Annotated in this window: 15 protein-coding genes; 5 read left to right on the top strand and 10 right to left on the bottom strand. The window is 62.1% G+C overall.

Going from position 1 to position 20710, the window contains the following annotated elements; genetic code table 11:
- Positions 1-12: 12 nt before the first annotated feature.
- The 4 genes from SB753_RS10340 to nirB all read right to left on the bottom strand — a co-directional run bounded on the left by SB753_RS10340 (position 13) and on the right by nirB (position 5543).
- Positions 13-501: an MgtC/SapB family protein gene (locus SB753_RS10340; RefSeq protein ID WP_020065982.1), complete on the bottom strand. Its 489-nt coding sequence runs from the start codon at positions 499-501 to the stop codon at positions 13-15.
- A 129-nt stretch (positions 502-630) separates the two neighbouring features.
- Positions 631-1314 (bottom strand): type IV pili methyl-accepting chemotaxis transducer N-terminal domain-containing protein, encoded by a 684-nt coding sequence (locus SB753_RS10335; RefSeq protein ID WP_410800111.1) that lies wholly within the window; start codon positions 1312-1314, stop codon positions 631-633.
- A 118-nt stretch (positions 1315-1432) separates the two neighbouring features.
- The gene (locus SB753_RS10330; protein WP_020065980.1) at positions 1433-2800 is read right to left on the bottom strand and encodes an MFS transporter; all 1368 of its coding nucleotides are present in this window, start codon (positions 2798-2800) and stop codon (positions 1433-1435) included.
- A gap of 202 nt (positions 2801-3002) precedes the next feature.
- On the bottom strand, positions 3003-5543 hold the full coding sequence (gene nirB / locus SB753_RS10325; RefSeq protein WP_410800110.1) for a nitrite reductase large subunit NirB: 2541 nt from the start codon (positions 5541-5543) through the stop codon (positions 3003-3005).
- On the opposite strand from nirB, the gene SB753_RS10320 reads away from it, so the two are divergent.
- The gene (locus tag SB753_RS10320) at positions 5520-5645 is read left to right on the top strand and encodes a hypothetical protein (RefSeq protein ID WP_256972226.1); all 126 of its coding nucleotides are present in this window, start codon (positions 5520-5522) and stop codon (positions 5643-5645) included. The two genes, nirB and SB753_RS10320, sit on opposite strands and share 24 nt — an antisense overlap.
- Before the next feature lie 664 nt (positions 5646-6309).
- Positions 6310-7089, top strand: a complete 780-nt coding sequence (gene cobA, locus SB753_RS10315) for a uroporphyrinogen-III C-methyltransferase (protein ID WP_214879480.1) — start codon at positions 6310-6312, stop codon at positions 7087-7089.
- A gap of 27 nt (positions 7090-7116) precedes the next feature.
- On the opposite strand, the gene SB753_RS10310 is transcribed toward cobA, so the two are convergent.
- Positions 7117-8001, bottom strand: coding sequence for an MOSC domain-containing protein (locus SB753_RS10310; protein ID WP_410800109.1), 885 nt, complete (start codon positions 7999-8001; stop codon positions 7117-7119).
- Positions 8002-8383: 382 nt separating this feature from the next.
- Between SB753_RS10310 and SB753_RS10305 the strand changes: the two genes are divergently transcribed.
- Positions 8384-8788 carry a heme-binding protein gene (locus SB753_RS10305; RefSeq protein WP_020065974.1) on the top strand — a complete coding sequence of 135 codons (405 nt, stop codon included), beginning with the start codon at positions 8384-8386 and terminating at the stop codon, positions 8786-8788.
- Positions 8789-8959: 171 nt separating this feature from the next.
- Positions 8960-11131, top strand: coding sequence for a malate synthase G (locus tag SB753_RS10300; RefSeq protein ID WP_410800108.1), 2172 nt, complete (start codon positions 8960-8962; stop codon positions 11129-11131).
- A gap of 221 nt (positions 11132-11352) precedes the next feature.
- Here SB753_RS10300 and galU read toward each other — a convergent pair whose 3' ends face one another.
- Positions 11353-12279, bottom strand: coding sequence for a UTP--glucose-1-phosphate uridylyltransferase GalU (galU, locus tag SB753_RS10295; RefSeq protein WP_084690031.1), 927 nt, complete (start codon positions 12277-12279; stop codon positions 11353-11355).
- 269 nt (positions 12280-12548) lie between these two features.
- Complete coding sequence (locus SB753_RS10290; protein ID WP_179214292.1) at positions 12549-12704, bottom strand: hypothetical protein; 156 nt, start codon at positions 12702-12704, stop codon at positions 12549-12551.
- 239 nt (positions 12705-12943) lie between these two features.
- Between SB753_RS10290 and SB753_RS10285 the strand changes: the two genes are divergently transcribed.
- A complete protein-coding gene (locus SB753_RS10285; RefSeq protein WP_410800107.1) occupies positions 12944-14164 on the top strand; it encodes an acyltransferase family protein in 1221 nt (406 codons plus the stop codon).
- Between the two features lie 220 nt (positions 14165-14384).
- Here SB753_RS10285 and SB753_RS10280 read toward each other — a convergent pair whose 3' ends face one another.
- The 3 genes from SB753_RS10280 to SB753_RS10270 form a co-directional block, all read right to left on the bottom strand.
- Positions 14385-16850, bottom strand: a complete 2466-nt coding sequence (locus SB753_RS10280) for a glycosyltransferase family 4 protein (protein WP_410800106.1) — start codon at positions 16848-16850, stop codon at positions 14385-14387.
- Entirely contained in the window at positions 16847-18313 is a 1467-nt protein-coding gene (locus SB753_RS10275) for a flippase (protein ID WP_410800105.1), read from the bottom strand. The genes SB753_RS10280 and SB753_RS10275 overlap by 4 nt, the downstream gene beginning before the upstream one ends.
- Before the next feature lie 66 nt (positions 18314-18379).
- Entirely contained in the window at positions 18380-20581 is a 2202-nt protein-coding gene (locus SB753_RS10270; protein WP_410800104.1) for a hypothetical protein, read from the bottom strand.
- Positions 20582-20710 lie beyond the last annotated feature (129 nt).

Raw genomic sequence — 20710 nt, 5'->3', positions numbered from 1 at the left:
CGCACGGTCTCGCTATTTGCTGTCGGGCATGTTGCCTTTCACAAGGCGTGCGCTCGACAGGATCAGCAACGCAATCACCACGCTGAGGATCGCCGTGGCCTCGCGTCCGAGGCCCGCGGCCACACCGACACCGGCGCTGAGCCAAAGGCTTGCCGCCGTCGTCAGGCCGCGCACCTCGCGCTGCGCACTGAGCTTCATGATGGCGCCCGCGCCGAGAAAGCCGATGCCGGACACGAGTCCCTGCAGCACGCGGCTCATGTTGTCTTGTGAGAAGCCGGCTTGCAGCGGCACGACGACGAACAGGGCCGCGCCCACCGCCACCATCATGTGCGTTCGCATACCGGCGTCGCGCTGCGACATTTCCCGCTCGAAACCGAGCACGCCGCCCAGTATCAACGCGAGCCCGAGACGCATCAGCACCTGCGTTACATCGGCTGGATCCCCGAGATCTGAGAATTCTGCCTTGGCCGTTGCCCACACGGCCTGCCATCCACTGTTCATGTAATTGCCCCGACGTTTGAGAAAACGCCAAGCATAGCCGGGATGAGCACGCGTGGGCAGGTGGGCCGAGATCAGCGATCAGTGTTGAAGCGCTGCGCGTTGCGCGAACTACGTAGCACGCATGACGTATCAGGCGCCCGAGACTTTCTTCACGAATGCGCTGACCACTGCCTCGAGTTCCTTCGTGATCGAAGTCATGACACCGGCCACGACCGCGAACTCGCGACCGGTCACGTTCGTGCGGCTGGCCACGATCTGACCGTTGAAGGACACGATATGCGCTTCTTTCGCGATCGACTTGATGCGATCGATCAACTGCTGTTGCTCATTCTTCTGGGCACGCGCAATACGGCGGCTTTCCTGTTCGTAGACCGCCGTGACGCCATGTAAGTCGCCGAGCAATGGGTCCGCCGACGCGATCAGGACTTCTAGAGCACTTTCGGCGTTCGAAGCCTCGCGCGCTATGGCGTCGAGCGCCGCGTGCGCCAGGGCGATGAAGTTCGTGATCCTCTTCTCCACGTGTCCGCTGCTGCTACCGTTGCCGCTCCCATGAAAAGCCTCGCGCAGAGCGGGCGAAAAGAGTCCCGGCAGACCATCGCGGCCTTGCACCAGTGGGGCATGACTGTCCGCGAAGGTGCGCAACGTCTCCTGTGCGATGGCGAGCGCGCCGTCGCTACGACGCAGCGCGAGCATCGCCTTGAAGACGATGCGCTGCGAAAGCATCCGTTGACGTCCTGCCATGTTGATCAACGAACTCAACACTTCGCTGGACACGTCCACTTGCGGCGGGAGCCGTTCTATCGTTGTGAGCATATCTACTTCGGAAGATCCAGATCGGCGGGTCGCGTCGGCGCGCTGTAGCTTGCACGCCGACGCCCCGTTGATGCGCCCGTTGATGCGCTGAGTGACTGCTTTCCGTCAGCCAGTTGCGTTACTCGGTTGCATGAGCGTGCATCACACCCGATTGCATCGACCACGCCATCCACGGCCGGCGCAGCGCGACGATTGCGACAAACGCACACGCGGCCAGCGCGCCGAAAGTGGCAAAGCCCATCTGATACGAGCCGGTGCTTTCCTTCGCCATGCCCATCACGACCGGCAGATAGAAACCGCCGATGCCGCCCGCCGCGCCGACGATGCCCGACATCAGGCCGGTGCGGCCGGCCCAGCGATGCGGCACGAGCTGGAACGTCGCGCCATTGCCGAGGCCAAAGGCCAGATACAGGCACAGCAGCAGCGCAATGCCGCCCGCGAGCGTCGGCATGACCGCGGCAAACACGAAGTCGCACACCGAGATGATGGCGAGCAGCACGGTCAGTGCGCGCACGCCGGAGACCTTGTCGGCGATCAGGCCGCCAAGCGGACGCACGAGCGCACCGGTCGCGGCGAGAAGCGCCATGAAAAGACCCGCGTCGATCTTCGACAGTTGATAGAGATTGGTGAGCAGCAGCGACACATACGAGGACATGCCCACGAAACCCCCGAACGTGATGCTATAGACGAGCATGATGACCCACGTGTCGCGCTCCGCCAGCACCGCACGATAGCGCTTGGGCAGCACCGCAATGGCAAGCAGCGCGCCGATCACCGGCAACAGCAGCACACCCGTTTTGCCCGAACCGAAGATGCCCGCTTCGACCAGCAGCACGAGCACGATCAGGCCGACAAGCGTCACCACGAAGCTGCCGAATGCGCGCAGCACGCTGCCCGTTTTCACACCGGAGTCGTTTGCCCAGAAATACAGCGTGATGCCTGCGATAGCGAGCAGAGGCAACGCACCGCCCGTTGCAGTCTGCCAGCCGTAGTGAGTCGCGAGTTGCGGGAACAGGAAACCGTCGAGCACCGCGCCGATGTTGCCCGCGGCGGCGAGTCCCAGCACGAGACCCTGTACCTTCGGCGGATAGTTGCTGCCTGCCATCGGCAATGCAACAGCGAAGCTCGCACCGCCGACGCCGAGGAACACGCCCAGCACCAGCAGCAGCGTGTACGACGGAACGGACGGCAGCAACGGCAACACGATGGTCGGCACCGCCGACAGCAGCACGCCGAGCAACGCAATGCGCTTGCCATGCGCCGACTGATAGAGGTTGCCGAGCGTCACGCGCAAGATCGCCGCCGACAGCACAGGCACCGCGACGAGCAAGCCTTGCTGCGCCGGAGTCATCGCAATGCTCTTGCTGATGAACGGCGCGAGCGGGCCATACAGAACCCAGACCGTGAAGCCGGTATCGAAATAGAGGAAACACGCTACCAGCGCGCGCCAGTCTCCACTCTTAAGGGAGCTCATCACGTTTTTCATCAGACATCCTCACTAAACTGATTTTCGACCATCCGGCTCACTGCATGCTTCGCCACGCACCGGAATGATCACTATGTTGAAACCCGCACTATTCATGCAACGTCCATGCCATGCGGGCCTGCTTTTCGATGCAGAACTACGTGCTCCTTGAAGCTTGAATCTGATACGCGCCAGCGAGTACGCGAGCCATGTCGCCAATGAATCAAACGGTTTCCACTACGACCGGAATGGCGGCAAGCTTCGATTGACGTTCATCGTGTGTCGCCGGGCGGATCTGCCCGCGTTCCTCGACGAAGCGCACTGTGCTGTCGGACTCGTCGCTATTGACGAAATGACGGAAGCGCTTGCGCGTTTCGGGATCGGTCACCGCCTTCTTCCACTCGCATTCGTAGGTGTCGATCACGTGCTGCATGTCCGCTTCGAGTTCTTCGGCCACGCCCAGGTGGTCGTCGACAACCACGTTGATCAGATACTGGAGGCCGCCTTCGAGGTTCTCGCGCCACACGCTGGTGCGTTGCAGACGGTCGGCGGTGCGCACGTAGAACATCAGAAAGCGGTCGATGTAGCGCACGAGCGTTTCGCGGTCGAGGTCGGAGGCAAGCAGTTCCGCGTGACGCGGCTTCATGCCGCCGTTGCCGCACACGTACAGGTTCCAGCCCTTGTCCGTCGCGATGATGCCGACGTCCTTGCCCTGCGCTTCCGCGCACTCGCGTGTGCAGCCCGAGACGCCGAACTTGATCTTGTGCGGCGTGCGCAGGCCCTTATAGCGGTTCTCGAGTTCGACTGCGAGGCCCACCGAATCGCCCACGCCATAGCGGCACCATGTCGAGCCGACGCACGACTTCACGGTGCGCAGCGATTTGCCGTACGCATGGCCCGACTCGAAGCCCGCCGCGATAAGCTCTTCCCAGATGAACGGCAGTTGCTCGACGCGCGCACCGAACAGGTCGACGCGCTGGCCGCCGGTGATCTTCGTATAGAGGCCGTATTTCTTCGCAACCTGCGCAACGGCGATCAGACCGTCGGGCGTGACTTCGCCGCCCGCCATGCGCGGCACGACCGAATATGTGCCGTCGCGCTGAATGTTGGCGAGGTAGTAGTCGTTCGTGTCCTGCAACGACGCGTGCTCTTTCTTCAACACGAATTCGTTCCAGCACGACGCAAGAATGCTGGCGACCACCGGCTTGCAGATATCGCAGCCGAGACCATGGCCATGTTTCGCGAGCAGTTCGCCGAAGCTGCGAACGCCTTCCACGCGCACGATGTGATACAGCTCCTGGCGCGAATACGCGAAGTGCTCGCACACATGGTTGTTCACCGCGAGGCCCTGCTTCTTCATCTCGGCCTTCATCACCTGCGTGACGAGCGGCACGCAACCGCCGCAGGAAGTGCCCGCACTAGTCGCGCATTTGAGCGCGCCGATGTCGGTCGCGCCCGCGCAAACGGCGGCGCACAGGTCGCCTTTCGACACGTTGTTGCACGAGCAGATCTGCGCGGCGTCCGGCAGCGCGTCGACGCCGAGTCCCGGCTTCGCCTTGCCGTCGCTTTGCGGCAGGATCAGAAATTCGGGCGACTCGGGTAGCTCGATGCGGTTGAGCATCATCTGCAGCAGCGTGCCGTACTCGGTTGCATCGCCGACCATTACGCCGCCCAGCAGATACTTGCCGCATTCCGAGACCACGAGCTTCTTGTAGATCTGCTTGCGTTCGTCGCTGAACTGATACGCGCGGCTGCCCGGCGTATTGCCATGCGCATCGCCGATGCTCGCGACGTCCACGCCCATCAGTTTGAGTTTGGTGCTCATGTCGGCGCCCACGAATTCGGCGGGCTCGCCCAGCAGTTGCCTCGCGACCGTGCGCGCCATGTCGTAGCCGGGCGCGACGAGGCCGAACAACTGGCCGTTCCACAGCGCGCACTCGCCGATTGCATAGATGTGCGGATCGCTCGTGCGGCATGCGTCGTCGATCACGATGCCGCCGCGCGCACCGAGCGTCAGGCCGCTGTCGCGCGCAAGGTCGTCGCGCGGACGAATGCCTGCGGAGAACACGATCATGTCAGTGTCGAGATACGTGCCGTCCGCGAATTGCATGCGGTGCGTGCCCGCTTCGCCGTCGACGATCGCCGTAGTGTTCTTCTGCGTGTGCACCGTCACGCCGAGTTCTTCGATCTTCGTGCGCAGCACGCGGCCGCCGCCTTCATCGACCTGAACCGCCATCAGGCGCGGCGCGAATTCGACCACATGTGTCTGCAGGCCCATGTCGCGCAGCGCCTTTGCGCATTCGAGGCCCAGCAGTCCGCCGCCGACCACCGTGCCGGTCTTCGAGCGCGCGCCGCATTCCTGCATCGCCTCCAGATCGTCGATGGTTCGATAGACGAAGCAATCGCTGCGCTCGCGTCCCTGCACCGGCGGCACGAACGGATAGGAGCCGGTCGCGAACACGAGCTTGTCGTACGGCAACGTCTCGCCAGTGGAAACAGTCACGGTGCGCGCGGCGCGGTCGATCGAGACAGCCTTCGCGTTGAGCTTGAGCAACACGTTCTGGCGTTCGAAGAAGCCCGGTTCCACGAGCGAAAGATCGTCCGCAGTCTTGCCGGAGAAGAATTCGGAGAGGTGCACGCGGTCATACGCCGGACGCGATTCTTCGCACAGCACCGTGATGTCGAGGCCGTGCGCGGCGTCTTGCGCCAGACACTCGACCAGTTTGTGACCGACCATCCCGTGACCGATAACGATGATTTTCATGACCGCGGCTTCCTCAATGTGCTGGGCATCGGTCGCCGCCATGCCGTCATCGGCAATGCGGCGCCGGAAATAAAAACGGCGTCCCGCGAACCCAGTCGATGACTGAATTCGGGGGACGCCGTTGTCCTGACCTGGTACTGCGGCAAGTGCCTCGTGTGGCGCTCGCGGCGGATCCACGTTGATCCGATGGCGGGACTAAATGCAAGGGCTGTGCCAATCGCATGCGATGTGCGCGTGCGCTCCGCCGCACGGGGCTTCGCGCAGCATTGCGCGGGTCGTCGGCGAACCGCGCCCGCGACGCATTTCGATGCAGGCCAGCACAGCGATGGTGCGACGCAGCACTTTGGGCGTGCCAAAAGCGGGCGCGTGGGGGGTGCGGAAGAGCGCCGCACGAGGAGCGCCGTGACGGCGTCGCGCTCTTAGAGTCAGCGGGTGGCAGGCCGTCTGCGACGTGTTTTAACGCGCATCGCCGAAGCTTCGACTCGACCGAATGCTTGCCGCCAGCGTCGCGCCTTCGCATGTTGGCCTGCTCCTTGCATCGGCATTGGGCGTATGAATGCCGCTCCGGCGACGCAGCCGGCGCACATTTACGGCATCACCTGGCAGACACAACGCAGTGCCTCGCCAGATTGCGAATCGAAGAGCGGCAAATCAGCAGCATCGGACAACGGCGTCCCCTCGTGATCATCACGGGCGGACGCCGTTTTTTGTTTGGCGCCGGCGGAACCCTACCCGCCGGCCACAGAGAGAAGCTAAGGACATCACGATGAACACGAACTCCGGCAAGGTCACGTTATTGAGCGCGGGTCCGGGAGAACTGGATCTGCTCACCATGCGAGCCGCGAAAGCCCTCGCCGCTGCAGACGTCGTCCTGCTCGACGACCTGGCGAATCCCGAGATCGTCACGCTCGCTCCGCAAGCGCGCGTGATCCGGGTCGGCAAGCGCGGTGGCTGCCGTTCGACACCACAAGCATTTATCGAGCGCCTGATGCGGCGCTACGCGCAAAAGGGGCTGCACGTGGTCCGCGTGAAAGGCGGCGAAGCGCTGCTATTCGGCCGCGCCGGTGAAGAGCTCGCGACCTTGCGCGACGCGGGGATTCCCGTTGAGATCGTCAATGGCATCTCGTCGGGATTCGCTGCCGCGGCGGGGCTCGGCATTTCGCTCACGCATCGCCGTCATTGTCACGGCGTCACGTTCGTTACCGCGCACACGGAAGATCACGGCGAACCGGATTGGGCCGCGCTGGCGGCAACGCGAACGACGCTCGCGATCTATATGGGGATGCGGCGTATTGGCAGCCTCGCCAGCGCGTTGCTCGCGAGCCTGCCTGCCGAGACGCCGGCTGCGGTCGTTCAATGGGCTGGCGGCGCTAATGAGCGGCGCTTGCTGACGCGCCTCGATCGCCTCGCGGCCGACGCCACAGACGCGGGCTTCGGCAGCCCTGCAGTGATTCTGATCGGCAACGCGATCGGTGAAAGTATGGAGACGGAGTGGGCGCAACATGCGTCATCGCACGGTGACGCGGCGCATGCTCGCGCCGCGTGAATGTGATGCAAGCGGTCGCACGACTCACTAGTCGCCAAAGCTCAACTCTGCTTCGACTGCCTGGCCGACGCGCAGCCACGCGCCCGCCCCGCTCGTCACTAACGCGTTGTTGCCGAACGTGACCGCGCCGTTTCGCTGCGGGTTTGCACGATAAACGCTCATCGTGTCGGTCGGTTCGTTCGGCCAGTTGGGATCGCGCTCACCCTTTGCCTGATCGATGGTCGGCATCGGGCAGCGTGCACACAGTTTGACGAGGCGCAGTTCGACGCCTTCCGCGCTATCCGAATTCGCGTCGTCCACCCTCAGCGTTTCCAGATAGTCTTCCTCGTAAGCATCGAGCCCGCTTAACACCACGTTTGGACGAAATCGATCGATCGGAATGGACGGCGCGCCCTTCGCATTGAGGCGCGTGTTCAGGTCGTCGAGCGACGCCTGGCCGATCACGAGAACCGGGAAGCCGTCGGCGAAATGCGTGGTAGCGCGACCCACACTCTCCGTATAAGCCGGATCGACAATGCGCTCGCGCTCGGGATCGGAGCGCAACAGCCGCACCGGCATGCCGAGAAATTCGGAGAACCACTTTGCGCATTCGTCGCCAGTGTCGAGTCCATAGGCTGCGTCGCGCCATACGGTGGTCTCGACGCTGGCCGCCGTACCGAGTCGCGCGGCGTCGAGCGGCGTACGCAATTCGCTCATGCCGGGCGCGCGAATCACCAGGTCCTGCGCGGCGATCTCGACCCTGATCAGCGCCATGCGTGGATACGCGCGCTGCGTGAGCATTGCGCCATTCGAATCGACGGCCATCCAGCCGCGATCGTATTCGAGACCTGTGGACAACACCCGCGCTTCGTTTAGCGCGATGCCCGCGCAGGATTTGATCGGATAGACAAAGAGCTCGCTAATGGTCGGCATGATGTGGGGCGTGGACGTTGGATTCGCGAGCGCCGGATCACGCACTCGCTCGTTTTTTATGGCAACTCCTGAATCAACGCACGATTGTAGATCGGTTCGGCACTGTGACCGTGTTGCAACGGCGCTGCCGTGCGTCGGAATTGGGCCGTTTTGCGTCGGGTAATCCCGCATGGCGCTCTGCCGATGCGCCGCTCGACGCCGGTAATGACAGACGATCCCCGAAGACGCCGCCAATGGCGCCGCTGAACGATGGCGTTTCTTCGCATCGCGCTTGGACGTAGAATCCCCAATCAAGCTGATTCGCGAGGGACCCGCCGCAAACGATCGCCTTTCACGGTCCCTGCACGTCGCACCCTACAATGAACGAGAGAGGAAATTGATTATGCTGAGCAAACCCGTGTTGACCGTAGCCGAAACGACCCGGATCCTCGAAGCCGCACGCGCGGAAGCCGAGAAAAACAAGTGGGCCGTCGCAATCGTCGTGGTCGACGACGGCGGCCACCCGCTCGGCATGCTGCGCCTCGACGGCAGTGCACCCTCGAGCTCGTATATCGCGACTGAAAAAGCCCGCACTGCGGCGATTGGACGGCGCGAAACCAAGGTGTACGAGGACATGATCAACAATGGCCGCACCGCGTTTCTCAGCGCGCCGCTGCTCGGCACACTCGAAGGCGGCGTGCCGGTGATCGTCGAAGGCCAGGTGGTCGGCGCGGTCGGCGTATCGGGCGTGAAGTCCGACCAGGATGCGCAGATCGCCAAGGCCGGCATTCAGGCGCTTGGCGTCTGAGTCAGGCACGGCGATGGCTTCGCCCATCGTTCACGCCAGCGCCGTCACGAATGCCGCCGTGATGGCCTTTCCTCTGAAGCGCAACAATCCGAAAGCAGGATCGTCCCAGCAGTAGCCCCAACGCGGGCCGATGTCCCCACGTCGGCCCCACTCAGACAGATGGAGCAGTCGATGACTCAGATGAACCCGCGCGGCGGATTGCAGGTCGCCGCCAATCTCGACCAGTTCGTCGAAACCGAAGCCCTGCCCGGCACCGGAATTGACAGCGCCGCATTCTGGTCAGGTTTCGACGCACTCGTGCACGAGTTGGCGCCTAAAAACCATGCGCTGCTCGCCGAGCGCGACCGCCTGCAAACGGAACTGGACAACTGGCATCGCGCCAATCCCGGGCCGGTGCGCGACTTACGAGCCTATCGTGCGTTTCTCGAAGGCATCGGCTATATCGTGCCGGCGCCTGCGAGCGTGAAAGCGACGACCGACCAGGTCGACACCGAAATCGCCGAACAGGCGGGCCCGCAACTCGTGGTGCCTCTGTCGAATCAGCGCTATGCGCTGAATGCGGCGAACGCGCGCTGGGGCAGCCTCTACGACGCACTCTACGGCACTGACGCGATTCCCGAGACCAACGGCGCCGACAGACAGAAAACCTTCAACCCGGTGCGCGGCGCTGCGGTGATCGCCTATGCCCGCAAGTTTCTCGACGAAGCCGCGCCGCTCGCGAACGGCTCGCATGCCGAGGCGACTCGCTACAGCGTGGAAGGCGGCAAGCTGGTCATCGCGCTGAAGAACGGAACGAGCGAACTCAAAACGCCCGCGCAATTCGTCGGCTATCAGGGCGACGCAAGCGCGCCGTCGGCAGTGCTGCTCAAACATAACGGGCTGCACTTCGAGATTCAGATCGACGCGAACGACTCGATCGGCAAGACCGACGCCGCGCATGTGAAGGACGTGGTGGTCGAAGCGGCGGTGAGCACGATCATCGACTGCGAAGACTCCGTTGCGGCCGTCGATGCAGATGACAAGGTTCAGCTCTATCGCAACTGGCTCGGCCTGATGAACGGCGATCTGACCGAAGAGGTCACGAAGAACGGCAAGACGTTCACACGCCGGCTGAATGACGACCGCGTGTACGTCGCCGCGAACGGCACGGCGCCCGTCGTACTGCATGGCCGCTCGCTGCTGTTCATCCGCAACGTCGGTCATTTGATGACCAATCCGGCTGTGTTGACGAAGGACGGCGCCGAGATTCCCGAAGGCATACTCGACGCCGTGATGACGACGCTGTGCGCGCTGCACGACCGCAAACACAAGTTGAATTCGCGCACCGGATCGATCTATATCGTGAAGCCGAAAATGCACGGCCCCGCCGAAGTCGCGTTTGCGAGCGAACTGTTCGCGCGCGTCGAAGATTTGCTGAAGCTGCCGCGTAACACGATCAAGATGGGGATCATGGACGAGGAGCGCCGCACGAGCGTGAATCTGCTCGCGTGTATCGCCCAGGCGTCGGAACGCGTGGCGTTCATCAACACGGGCTTTCTCGACCGTACCGGCGACGAAATGCACAGCGCAATGGAAGCCGGCCCGATGATGCGCAAGGGCGACATGAAGTCGAGCGCATGGATCGCCGCATACGAACGTAGCAACGTGCTCGTCGGTTTGCACGCGGGCCTGCGCGGCCGCTCGCAGATCGGCAAGGGCATGTGGGCCATGCCCGATCTGATGCACGCGATGCTCGAACAGAAGATCGCGCATCCCAAGGCCGGCGCGAACACCGCATGGGTGCCCTCGCCGACCGCGGCAACGCTGCATGCGCTGCACTATCATCAGATCGACGTGCAGGCGGTCCAGCAGCAGCTGGAGCGCACCGACTATGCGAGCGTCCGCGACGAACTGCTGGACGGCCTGCTGACGATTCCCGTCGTCGAAACGGCCAGCTGGAGCGCCGACGAAATCCGCGCTGAGCTCGACAACAACGCGCAAGGCATTCTGGGCTACGTGGTGCGCTGGATCGATCAGGGCGTGGGCTGTTCGAAGGTGCCCGATATTCACAACATCGGCCTGATGGAAGACCGCGCGACGCTGCGTATCTCGAGCCAGCACATTGCGAACTGGCTGTATCACGGCGTGGTGACGCGCGAACAGATCGAGGAGACGTTTAAACGCATGGCGCAAGTGGTCGATCAGCAGAACGCCGGCGATCCGAATTACAGGCCCATGGCGCCCTCGTTCGACACCATCGCGTTCAAGGCCGCGCAAGCACTGGTATTCGAAGGACGCCAGCAGCCGAGCGGCTACACGGAACCGTTGCTGCACAAGTTCCGTCTGCAAGTGAAGAACGGCTGAGCTTGATATCGTGCCGCGGCTCGAAGAGGTTTCAGATTCGAGCGCGGCAAAAAGGACGGGCGCCCGCGTGATTCGGGGCGCCCGTTTTCAATGCGCGCGATGTTTCGCGCGCTTCTGCGTGATGCTTCGACGTGATACCTGATGCAACCTCGCGCTAATGCGCCGATGACACCGATCACGCGAATTACACGAATCGCGCGATCAGGATGTCCCGGCCTGGATCAAGCCGCTTCGGCCGTGTACTGAGGCTCCAGGCTTTCCGGGTTCGCCTGTCCATTTGCGCGCATGTATGCGTGCAGATACGCTTCGAATTCCTCTTTCACCTCCGGATGGCGCAGCGCGAACTCCACCGTCGCCTTCAGATAGCCGAGCTTGCTGCCGCAATCGAAACGCGTGCCGAAGTAGCGGTATGCGAGCACCTGCTCCTCGGTGAGCAGCGACTGCACTGCATCGGTCAATTGCAGTTCACCGCCGGCACCCGGCTTGAGCGCGCGAATATGCTTGAAGATGGTCGGCATCAGCACGTAGCGGCCCACCACGCCGAGGTTCGACGGCGCATTGTCCGGCGCCGGCTTTTCCACGATACCCGAGAGCTTGATCACGTTGTCTTCCCACTCGCGGCCGTCCACGACACCGTACGAGCGGCTGTCTTCGCGCGCGATGGTTTCGACGCCGATCACCGAACTGTGATAGTGATTGAACGTATCGACAAGCTGGCTCATGACGGGCTTCGAGCTGTGCAGCAGGTCGTCGGCGAGAATGACCGCGAACGGGCTTTCGCCCACCAGCTTTTCGGCGCACAAGACCGCGTGGCCCAGGCCGAGTGCTTCGGCCTGGCGCACATAAAAGCAGTCGACGTTGGCGGGTTTGATGCTGCGCACGAGGTCGAGCAGCTTCTGCTTGTTGCGTGCCTCGAGTTCGGCTTCGATCTCATACGACTTGTCGAAATGATCTTCAATCGCGCGCTTGCTGCGCCCCGTCACGAAGATCATTTCGGTGATACCGGCGGCAATCGCTTCTTCAACCGCGTACTGAATCAGCGGCTTGTCGACGATAGGCAGCATTTCCTTTGGACTTGCCTTGGTAGCCGGCAGGAATCGTGTCCCGAGGCCCGCTACGGGAAACACGGCTTTAGTGACTTTCAGCATGGTAGGCATTCCCAGATCGGTTAGAAATTGGTGTTCGCGGGCCGCTTGGGCCCTCGACGTCGCCAGAAAGGCTAACAAAAAATCTGCGCTAGATCACGCGTGAATTTCACAAATAATGCTTAATGCGCCCGACTCACAACTATTTGCGCCATTTGTCACGGGCACAGGAAACATTTACTTTCGGAAACCGAATTATCTGCGGACGATTCCGAAAAAATTACTCACGCCAGAGGACCCTGCGCGGACTCCGTTAGCAGGCGCGCTGGCATTTACCGGCGTGCTTCCTCGTTTTCGTCGAGTTGCGGCAGCTTGCCCGGACTGATGCGGAAACGGCGGATCGGCTCATTGCGCAGCGCCTCGCGATAAGCTGAAGCGGCGACGAGGATCAGTAGCACGGCAATGCCGGCAAGCAAATGCAGGTTCATGACTTCACCTCTCATCAGGAGAATCCGTGCTGTAAATTAGCACGACAAAATCGATAAATAATTGATCGTCCGTGTCTGCTTATGCGCAATTACATTTAGTCACAAAGGCCGCTCAAATAGAAATTGTCTGTCATTTTTTATTCATTTTTTTATAGACGCGGTGAACTAGCATGTGATGCACCGCGTGCGGAAGTCGCGCGCGGATCCGCATTGCATGACTTCAAATAAAAGGACCGCGCATGAGCGACCCAGCACTGGATGCCGCCGGCTCATCCCTGCCCCTCTCTCCACCTGTGAAGGCTGCCGCACCGCGCGTGCAAAGCGACGCACGTGCCGACAGTGCCGGCAAAGAACATGTGATCGACGCAATGCGAGGCTTTGCCGCGCTGCTCGTCGCGTATTTCCATTGCCGTCAGATCGAATGGGTCGGCATGCAGGCATTTCATCAGAATGCCGGGCATTCGTTGAGTTTGAAAACAATTGCGGCTTATCTGACTTTCCCTATTGCATGGGGATCGGCAGGCGTGCCGATCTTTTTCGTAATCAGCGGCTACTGCATTCACCGCAGCGGCGCCTTACGCCTTGCCAACAACCCGGCTTACCGGCTCGACGCAGGCAATTTCTGGGTGCGCCGCTTTACGCGCATCTATCCGGTGCTGCTCGCCGCGTTGCTGCTGACGCTCGCGCTCGACTGGTTCAGTCTTCAATTGCCGCCTGTTAGTCACAAGATTCGCGAGATCGGCGTACAGGCGTTTCTCGTCAATCTGTTCTCGTTGCAAGGCGTGGCCGGCAAGACGTATGGATCGAACGGCGCGCTGTGGACTCTTTCGCTGGAAGTGCAGTTCTACGCGATCTATCCGTTGCTGTTCGCGCTGCGTCGACGCATCGGCATGACCTCCGTGCTCGCGATCGTCGCCCTAGTCAACGTCGTTTCTGCGTATGTGCTGGAACGGCATGACATCCAGTTCTTCACGTCGTACTGGTTTTCGTGGACCCTCGGCGCATGGATTGCCGACGCGAAAGCCCGCACCTCCGCGCAGACTGGTTCGCCGCGGTGGCTCTATGCGCTCGCCGCTGCATTCATAGCGCTTGGTTGCGCCGCATTTCACTACGGTCAATTCGGCGCGTTCCAGCTCTGGGCAATCGGCTTCGCGTTCTATCTTTACAAGGCTCTGGAGCGCGGCAACGCCAACCAGCGCGACGGTTGGGGCTTGCGGCTTCTGTCGCGCTTTGGCGACTTCAGCTTTTCGTTGTATCTGATTCATCTGCCGATCTTCGTGCTGCTTTCGTCGGTCCTCTTCCGCTCTTCGTTGCAGACGTCGATCTGGCCGTCGTTCGGCTATATGCTGGTCGCCGTGCCGGCCGCATACGTGTTCTACCGGCTCGTCGAATTACCGGCGATGAACTGGTCCGCCAGTTTCAAGCCGAAGTCCGCTAAAGGCGCGTTCGTGAAGTCGTAAAAAAAGCGGGGCGAATGTCAGTGACGTTCGCCCCGTTGCGCCAAATGACAGGAACCGGCCAAGTCCCTGCCTACCCCGCGTCAATCGTTCCTTCAGCAGATGTTCCCGACAGTGCCTCTGGCCTGGATGTCTGTCGCACGGCGGCGGTCTCGGGCGCGATTCATCAAGCCACGCCCTTTACCGCCTTCGTGCTTCATGCAGATCGTGCTGCTCGTGCAGATCATGCGCCGGCAGCCTTGCCCGGCTGTGCCACACGCCTCAGGATCCGCTCCACACTTTCGACATAGCTGGACGTACCAAAGCGGTTCAGCGCCGTCATGTAGCCGTTTTTGACGAGCTTGTCGCGCAGTTCGTCGTTCGAGCGCAGTTCTGCCAGCACGTCGGCCAATGCATGAGCATCGCCCGGTGTGCACAGCACGCCGTTCTCGTAGTCGTCGATAATTTCAAGTACCCCGCCCGCACGCGCGGCCACGACCGGCCGTTGCGCGAGCATGCCCTCTACGATCACCCGGCCGAACGGCTCGGGCGTGATGGACGTGTGCACCACCGCATCCACCGCGCACATGCAGGCAGGAATATCGTGCTGAAAGCCGAGAAAATGCACGCGACCGCCAAGATCGTGCGCAGCGACGAACGCGCGCAATTCGATCTCGTACTGATCTTCGCCGAATAGCGCCGCACCAACCAGCACCGCGTGCATGTGCGGATTGAGCACCAGCGCCTGGAGCAGTACATGCTGCCCTTTCCAGCGTGCAAGGCGGCTGAACGAACCCACCAGGAAGGCATCTTTCGGCAGGTTCAGCTTCTCGCGCAGCGTGGCTTGCGGCACGTTGCGCAATGCGTCGAAGGGTCCCGCCGAAATGCCGTTGAACACCACGTCGATGCGTTTGTCGTCGAAATGCGTGAGGTCGGCGAATGCGCGCGCCGACGCCGCCGAATTGGCGATCACATGCGTGAGGCCGAGGCGTGCGCACCATTTGATGATCGCGAGCTGTTTGGACCCGAAATGCTCCGGACTTACGATGTCGCGCAGATGCCAGACCACCGGCCGCCTCGCGAGCTTGCCGGCGACCGCGCCGATCACCATCGCGCGCTGCGTGTTCGCATAGATCACCTGCGCGCTGCGCGCGCGTTTGGCCGTCGCGCGAACGAGCGACATCAGGCCCATCAGTGCCTGCCCCTTCGGCAACGAGCCGCCCTGCTTGCGCACGTTGCGCAGCGCGCCCGCATCGAGCACCTCGACACTGGCGCCCACTTTATCGAGCGCGGTACGGAATGGGCCGTCGTCGAACAGCACCACTTGCATGCGCGAGCGCAGCGCCTTGACGATTTCGAGCAGCGACAACTCGGCGCCGCCTAGCACGCCGCTTTGATCCACAGCGAGAATATGCGGCGCGTTCGCGGCCGGCTCCGCGTTGTACGGCACGTACGGTGGCAGCGTCGCGTTGCGCAGCGCGGGCACGGAAGCCCGCACGTGGGCGAAAAAGCGTTCGCGGAAGTTGGCTGCGGAAAAACGCTCGGCATTCGCGCGGCAATCGGTTGGCGAAAAACGCTTCACGTGCCCATCGAAACGCTCGACCGCGGCGATGATCGACTCCGCGCTCTGCTCGTCGAAGAACATGCCGGTCGGGCGCGGCTCCGACAGATCACGCACCGTTTCGAGCGCACCGCCCTTGCCATACGCGATGACAGGCGTCCCGCACGCCTGCGCCTCGACCACCGAAATGCCGAAGTCTTCCTCGGCAGCAAAGACGAAAGCCTTGGCGCGGCTCATCCGGTCCTTCAGCACTTTGAACGGCTGGTAACCCATGATCTCGACATTGGGCCCCGCCTTCGCGCGGATCTTCTGCATGTCGGGACCGTCGCCGATGACGACGAGTTTTCTCTCGGGCATGCGCGCAAACGCCTCGACAATCAGGTCGATTTTCTTGTACGGCACCATCCGCGAGGCAGTCAGATAGAAGTCTTCCTTCTGCGTGCACAGCGTGAACGCTTCGACGTCGACAGGCGGAAAGATCACCTGCGCATCGCGCTGATAAACCTTTTTAATGCGCCGCGCGATGAAATCGGAGTTCGCAATAAAGCCGTCCACCGAGTTCGACGTGCGGATGTCCCAGTTGCGGATGTAATGCAAAATGAGGCGCGCCATTGCCGACTTCGGCCCGCTCGTCAATTTCGACTGCTGCAGGTACTGGTGCTGCAAGTCCCACGCATAGCGGATCGGCGAATGCACGTAGCTGATATGCACCTGATCCGGACCGGTGAGAATGCCCTTGGCCACCGCGTGGCTGCTCGATATCACCACGTCGTAGGCGGATACATCGAGTTGCTCGATCGCGAGCGGCATCAACGGCAGATACGTGCGGTACTTGCTGCGCGCGAGCGGGAGCTTCTGAATGAACGATGTGGTCACCGGCTTGCCGCGCAAAAAGCTGCGGTCGTCGAGAAAGTCGACGAGGCTGAACAGGTCCGCGTCCGGAAAGCACGCCACGATCTGCTCGAGCACCTTCTCCGCACCCGCATACGTAACGAGCCAGTCGTGCACGATCGCCACCCGCACGGCTTTGTCGCCGCGCAATGCGGCACGCCGCGGCGGCGCGTCAGCCGCAGGAACGGTGGTCAGTTCGGCCAGCGCACTGCGCGTCGGAGCTTGCAGCACGGCTTCTTCAAGGACTTCGTGGTTCATGCGCTTTTCCTCGGATTCAGTCGCAACAGCAGTGAACGCGCTAGATCGCGCAAGGCGGGGGTCATCGTGATGGACCAGGCGATGTTCGCGCCCACCATCGACAGGCCGGCGACGATCGCCATGGCGAGGCCCGGCAGGAAGCTGGAAAGCCAGAGGCTGGCCAGCAGGAAAGCGAGATGAGCAAGCATGTCGAGCGCGATTTGCCGCGCACGGATCGCCGAAAGCCGCAACAGCACCGCGTAATCGAACAGCGCGCGGCCCGCCACCGCGATCGCCGCGCCGGTCAATCCGAAATGCGTGATGCCGAACCACAAAGCCCCTGCAAACAAGGGCAATTCGAACAGACCGACGCGCGCGGCCGTGGCCGGATTAACCTGCGACTGGATCAGGATGCGCGTCACGTTCGCCTGGCCCACGAGCCACACCGCAACGATCATGATGCGTCCCACGGGCGCCGCAACGCTTGCAATTTCATTGCCGACCCAAAGGTGCAGGAACGGTTCGAGCACGAGCATCGCGATCAATGCGACCGGCGTGAACACGCCGTTGAGAAACTCGAGCGACTGCTGCGTGATGGTGTCGGCGTCCGCGCGGCCCACCGCGGAAAGCCGTGGAAAGAGCGTGCGCACCATGGCGGTGGGCACGATGTTCAAGCGCGTCACGAGGTTTTGCGGCACCGTGTAATACGTGACGAAGCGCGCACCGAGGCTCGTGCCGAGCATCACGCGGTCGAGCGATTCGGCGATCATGTTGGTGACGCTCGCAATCAGCATCCAGCCGCCGAAGTTGAAAAGCCCCTTTGCCACACCAAGCTGCGGCGGCAGAATACTGCGTATTTCAAGCACTTTTAGCGCAGACCGGCCGAGCAGAATCGCGGCGAGAATGCGTGCAAACACGGCGGCGGCCAGTACGTTCTGCAAGCTCGCACCGAGCCAGAGCGCCGCGCCGAGCGGCAGCAACTGAAACAGGAACGTGCCAATGGTCTGATTCGTGTTGTAGATGCCGAAGCGTTCGGCGCCGTTGATCGCACCGGCGAACACCCACGACACGTTCGCAATCGGAATCGCCACCGCGAGCCACGGTAGCGCCATATACACCTCGTGCTGCAGTTCCGGCGACACCTTCGTGAAATACGCGGTGTAGAGGAACGCACCGAAATAGATGATCAACCCGCCGATCACGCCCGTCGCGAGATTGAGCCACGTCGCACTCCAGAACACGCGCGCGCTTTCGTCCTTGTTGCCCGACGCGCGCGCCTTCGAAATGTGATTCTGCGCGGCCATGCTCATGCCCAGATCGAGAATCCCGAAGTAGCCGATCAGCGTCCACACGAGGCTGATTACGCCGTAGCGCTCGACGCCGAGCAGCCTGATATACGACGGCACGGTGACGAGCGAGACGAAAGTCGGCAGCACGAGTCCGAAGAAATTGATCGCTACGTTCTTGAGAATGCCTTTGTCCATCGGATGCCCTGGGTTCGACTACGATTGCCTGTTTTTTTCGTCATGCGTGGTGTTGCCGACGCGTCGTCAAGGTTTCCAGCGGTACATCAGCACCTTGCCGCGTGCGTCTTCCTCGACGAATACGAGGTACTCGCCGTCGGCTCGCTTCGCCGCGCTGATGCCGTTGGGTACGTCGACCCAGCCGGACGCCCGGCCCACTTCGGGGCCGGGCCGGATTACGCCGAGTTCACGGCCGCTGTCCTTGTCCCACACATGCACCGCGCCCACCGGTTCCACGCCGAAGATGTATTGCCCCTCGACCGTGAGGCCGATGATCGTCGCGATGGGCTTGCTCTGTGTCTGCCACGGCAGCGCGATGGAATAGCGCTGCACCGGCTTGCCGCTCGACCATTTGTCGTAGCGCACCAGCACGCGGCCCACTTCCTTCCAGAAGCCGCGATCGACCGGCGTGTCGGGCGTATAGCCGCTCACGTACATCGTGTCGGTGTCGGGCTCGTAAATCGCGCGATGCAATTCCGTGAACGGTTGCGGCACCGGGTACTGCGTGAGGTCCGAATACGAATAGACGGGGTTGCCCTTCGCATCCAGGCCGCCGAAGCGAAAGCGATAAATGCCCTTGGTGTCACGCGTTCGCCAGATGTCGCCCGCGCTATCCACCCACCAGCCCCAACCGCCCGCGAGCTTCGTGCCGCTCGTGTTCGGGGCGAATTCGTCGCTATTGAATTTGCCGTCGCCGTTCGCGTCGCGCCAGATCCAGTCGCCGCCCGGCGGCGCGTTCGGTACCTTGGCGACCGCGCGCTCGCGGCCCGCGACAAAGCCGGACGGAATCGCCGTTTCGCCATCGCGTTGCGGATCGAAGCGATAGATCTTCAGATGGTCCGCATACATGTCGGTCAGGTATAGAAAGGTGTGGCCCTTCAGCTTGCGGGCAATCGGCAGGCCCGGATATTGATCGGTGTGAAAGACCGGATCGTCCGGGTATCTGAAGCGGTTAGACAGGAATCCGACATATTTCCAGTCTTGCCCCGCAGGCTTCGACAAATCGAGTTCGAAACGCTTGTTGCCCGTGTACACGCTGTCTGGTCGCGACGGATCGACCCATGCGCCATCGACGAAAAGCAGTCCCTGCACGAGCCAGTTCTGCTTGCCGTCAGACGCGTAGCTTTCGAGGGTCGCGCCGAGGCCCGCGCCGATCGGCTCATAACGCGGGCCGATGCCGTTGGTCGATACATAGACGTTTCCGCTTGCATCCACGCCTACGCCTGTTAGTCCGTTGAAACGTCGGGGACCCGGTCTTCCCGCGACGCCACTAAAAATTCCGCCGCGCTCGCCCAGGGAGCCCGACTGCGCGTATTGGCCATTGCTCTTGCTGAAGAACAGCACCTGCTGTCGCGGACCGTTGTCGGCGATCAGAATGCGGCCTTTCGCATCGACGGCGATATCGACGGCGAGCGTATCGGCGGGCAGTTCGAACGTCTCGTCGATTCGCTTGCCGCCCGGCGTGTAATGCTCGACATGCGGCGCACGATCGTTGCGCGTACCGCTCAGCGCCCATAGCGTGCCGTCCGGCGCGAGCGCGATCCGGCCGGGTTCGTGCACGCTCCACGTGGCCTTCTGCTGCATCGACTCGGCGTCGTACACCTCGATGCGGTCTCGCGCCGTGTTGGCCGCATAGAGCGTAGTGTCGCTAGCCGCGAGTCCGCCGATCTCGGCGCTCGTGCCCGTCGGCACTTCGTTCATCATCAGAAAGCCGGCCGCGAGTTGTGCATGCGGATCAGCGGCTTTCGCCGCGGGCTGAAACGGCGCGACACGCTTTGGATCGGCAATCAGCCGGCGCGAGATGCCGAACCACTGCTTGCCTTTTACCGGCCACACGCCCTGTTCGACCAGCCGGCCTTTTTCGTTGCCGACCGCAATAGCAACAAAGGCGTACTTGCGGTTGATCGCGATCGCGTTGCCGCCGCTGTTACCCCACCCATGCGTTCCGCCCGCGAAGCCGAGCATTTTGCCGTTCTGGTAGACGCTCGCTTCTGCGCCGCTTTCGTCCCATGGCGCATTCGTATAGACCTTGCCGTTGGGCGCGACCGCGATCGCCGTGATGTTGATCTGTGCCCACGTGCCGTCACCGAAACCAAACGTGTTGCCGATCCATGACGTCTTCGCGTTCAACGCAGTTTCCGCGCGAACCGTCGAAGTGGCCGATGCAGCAGCCAGTCCGACAGCGCACGCAAATACCGCGAGCCAGCTTTTGAACGTGAAACGGGGCAAGGTATGTCCTCCAGTCGATGCAAACCGATGCTTTGACAGAACTGTGATCCGGGTACGCGACCATGCGAGCGTGCTAACGCGAGCGCCATTGGCAACAGCGTTGCAGGAGTGATGGCAAGCGCCATTCAT

This window comes from Paraburkholderia sp. SIMBA_053, assembly GCF_046534895.1.
GTDB classification, from domain to species: domain Bacteria; phylum Pseudomonadota; class Gammaproteobacteria; order Burkholderiales; family Burkholderiaceae; genus Paraburkholderia; species Paraburkholderia caledonica.
This window is presented reverse-complemented; position numbering and strand designations above follow the sequence as displayed.

What these genes read in the sequence shown, in the direction of transcription:
- cobA (WP_214879480.1), top strand. Translation starts at nt 6,310, where the DNA reads ATGAACACGAACTCCGGCAAGGTCACGTTATTGAGCGCGGGTCCGGGA.
- SB753_RS10290 (WP_179214292.1), bottom strand. Translation starts at nt 12,704, where the DNA reads ATGAACCTGCATTTGCTTGCCGGCATTGCCGTGCTACTGATCCTCGTC.
- SB753_RS10275 (WP_410800105.1), bottom strand. Translation starts at nt 18,313, where the DNA reads ATGGACAAAGGCATTCTCAAGAACGTAGCGATCAATTTCTTCGGACTC.
- galU (WP_084690031.1), bottom strand. Translation starts at nt 12,279, where the DNA reads ATGCTGAAAGTCACTAAAGCCGTGTTTCCCGTAGCGGGCCTCGGGACA.
- SB753_RS10330 (WP_020065980.1), bottom strand. Translation starts at nt 2,800, where the DNA reads ATGAAAAACGTGATGAGCTCCCTTAAGAGTGGAGACTGGCGCGCGCTG.
- SB753_RS10310 (WP_410800109.1), bottom strand. Translation starts at nt 8,001, where the DNA reads ATGCCGACCATTAGCGAGCTCTTTGTCTATCCGATCAAATCCTGCGCG.
- SB753_RS10335 (WP_410800111.1), bottom strand. Translation starts at nt 1,314, where the DNA reads ATGCTCACAACGATAGAACGGCTCCCGCCGCAAGTGGACGTGTCCAGC.
- SB753_RS10300 (WP_410800108.1), top strand. Translation starts at nt 8,960, where the DNA reads ATGACTCAGATGAACCCGCGCGGCGGATTGCAGGTCGCCGCCAATCTC.
- SB753_RS10280 (WP_410800106.1), bottom strand. Translation starts at nt 16,850, where the DNA reads ATGAACCACGAAGTCCTTGAAGAAGCCGTGCTGCAAGCTCCGACGCGC.
- SB753_RS10285 (WP_410800107.1), top strand. Translation starts at nt 12,944, where the DNA reads ATGAGCGACCCAGCACTGGATGCCGCCGGCTCATCCCTGCCCCTCTCT.
- SB753_RS10305 (WP_020065974.1), top strand. Translation starts at nt 8,384, where the DNA reads ATGCTGAGCAAACCCGTGTTGACCGTAGCCGAAACGACCCGGATCCTC.
- nirB (WP_410800110.1), bottom strand. Translation starts at nt 5,543, where the DNA reads ATGAAAATCATCGTTATCGGTCACGGGATGGTCGGTCACAAACTGGTC.
- SB753_RS10340 (WP_020065982.1), bottom strand. Translation starts at nt 501, where the DNA reads ATGAACAGTGGATGGCAGGCCGTGTGGGCAACGGCCAAGGCAGAATTC.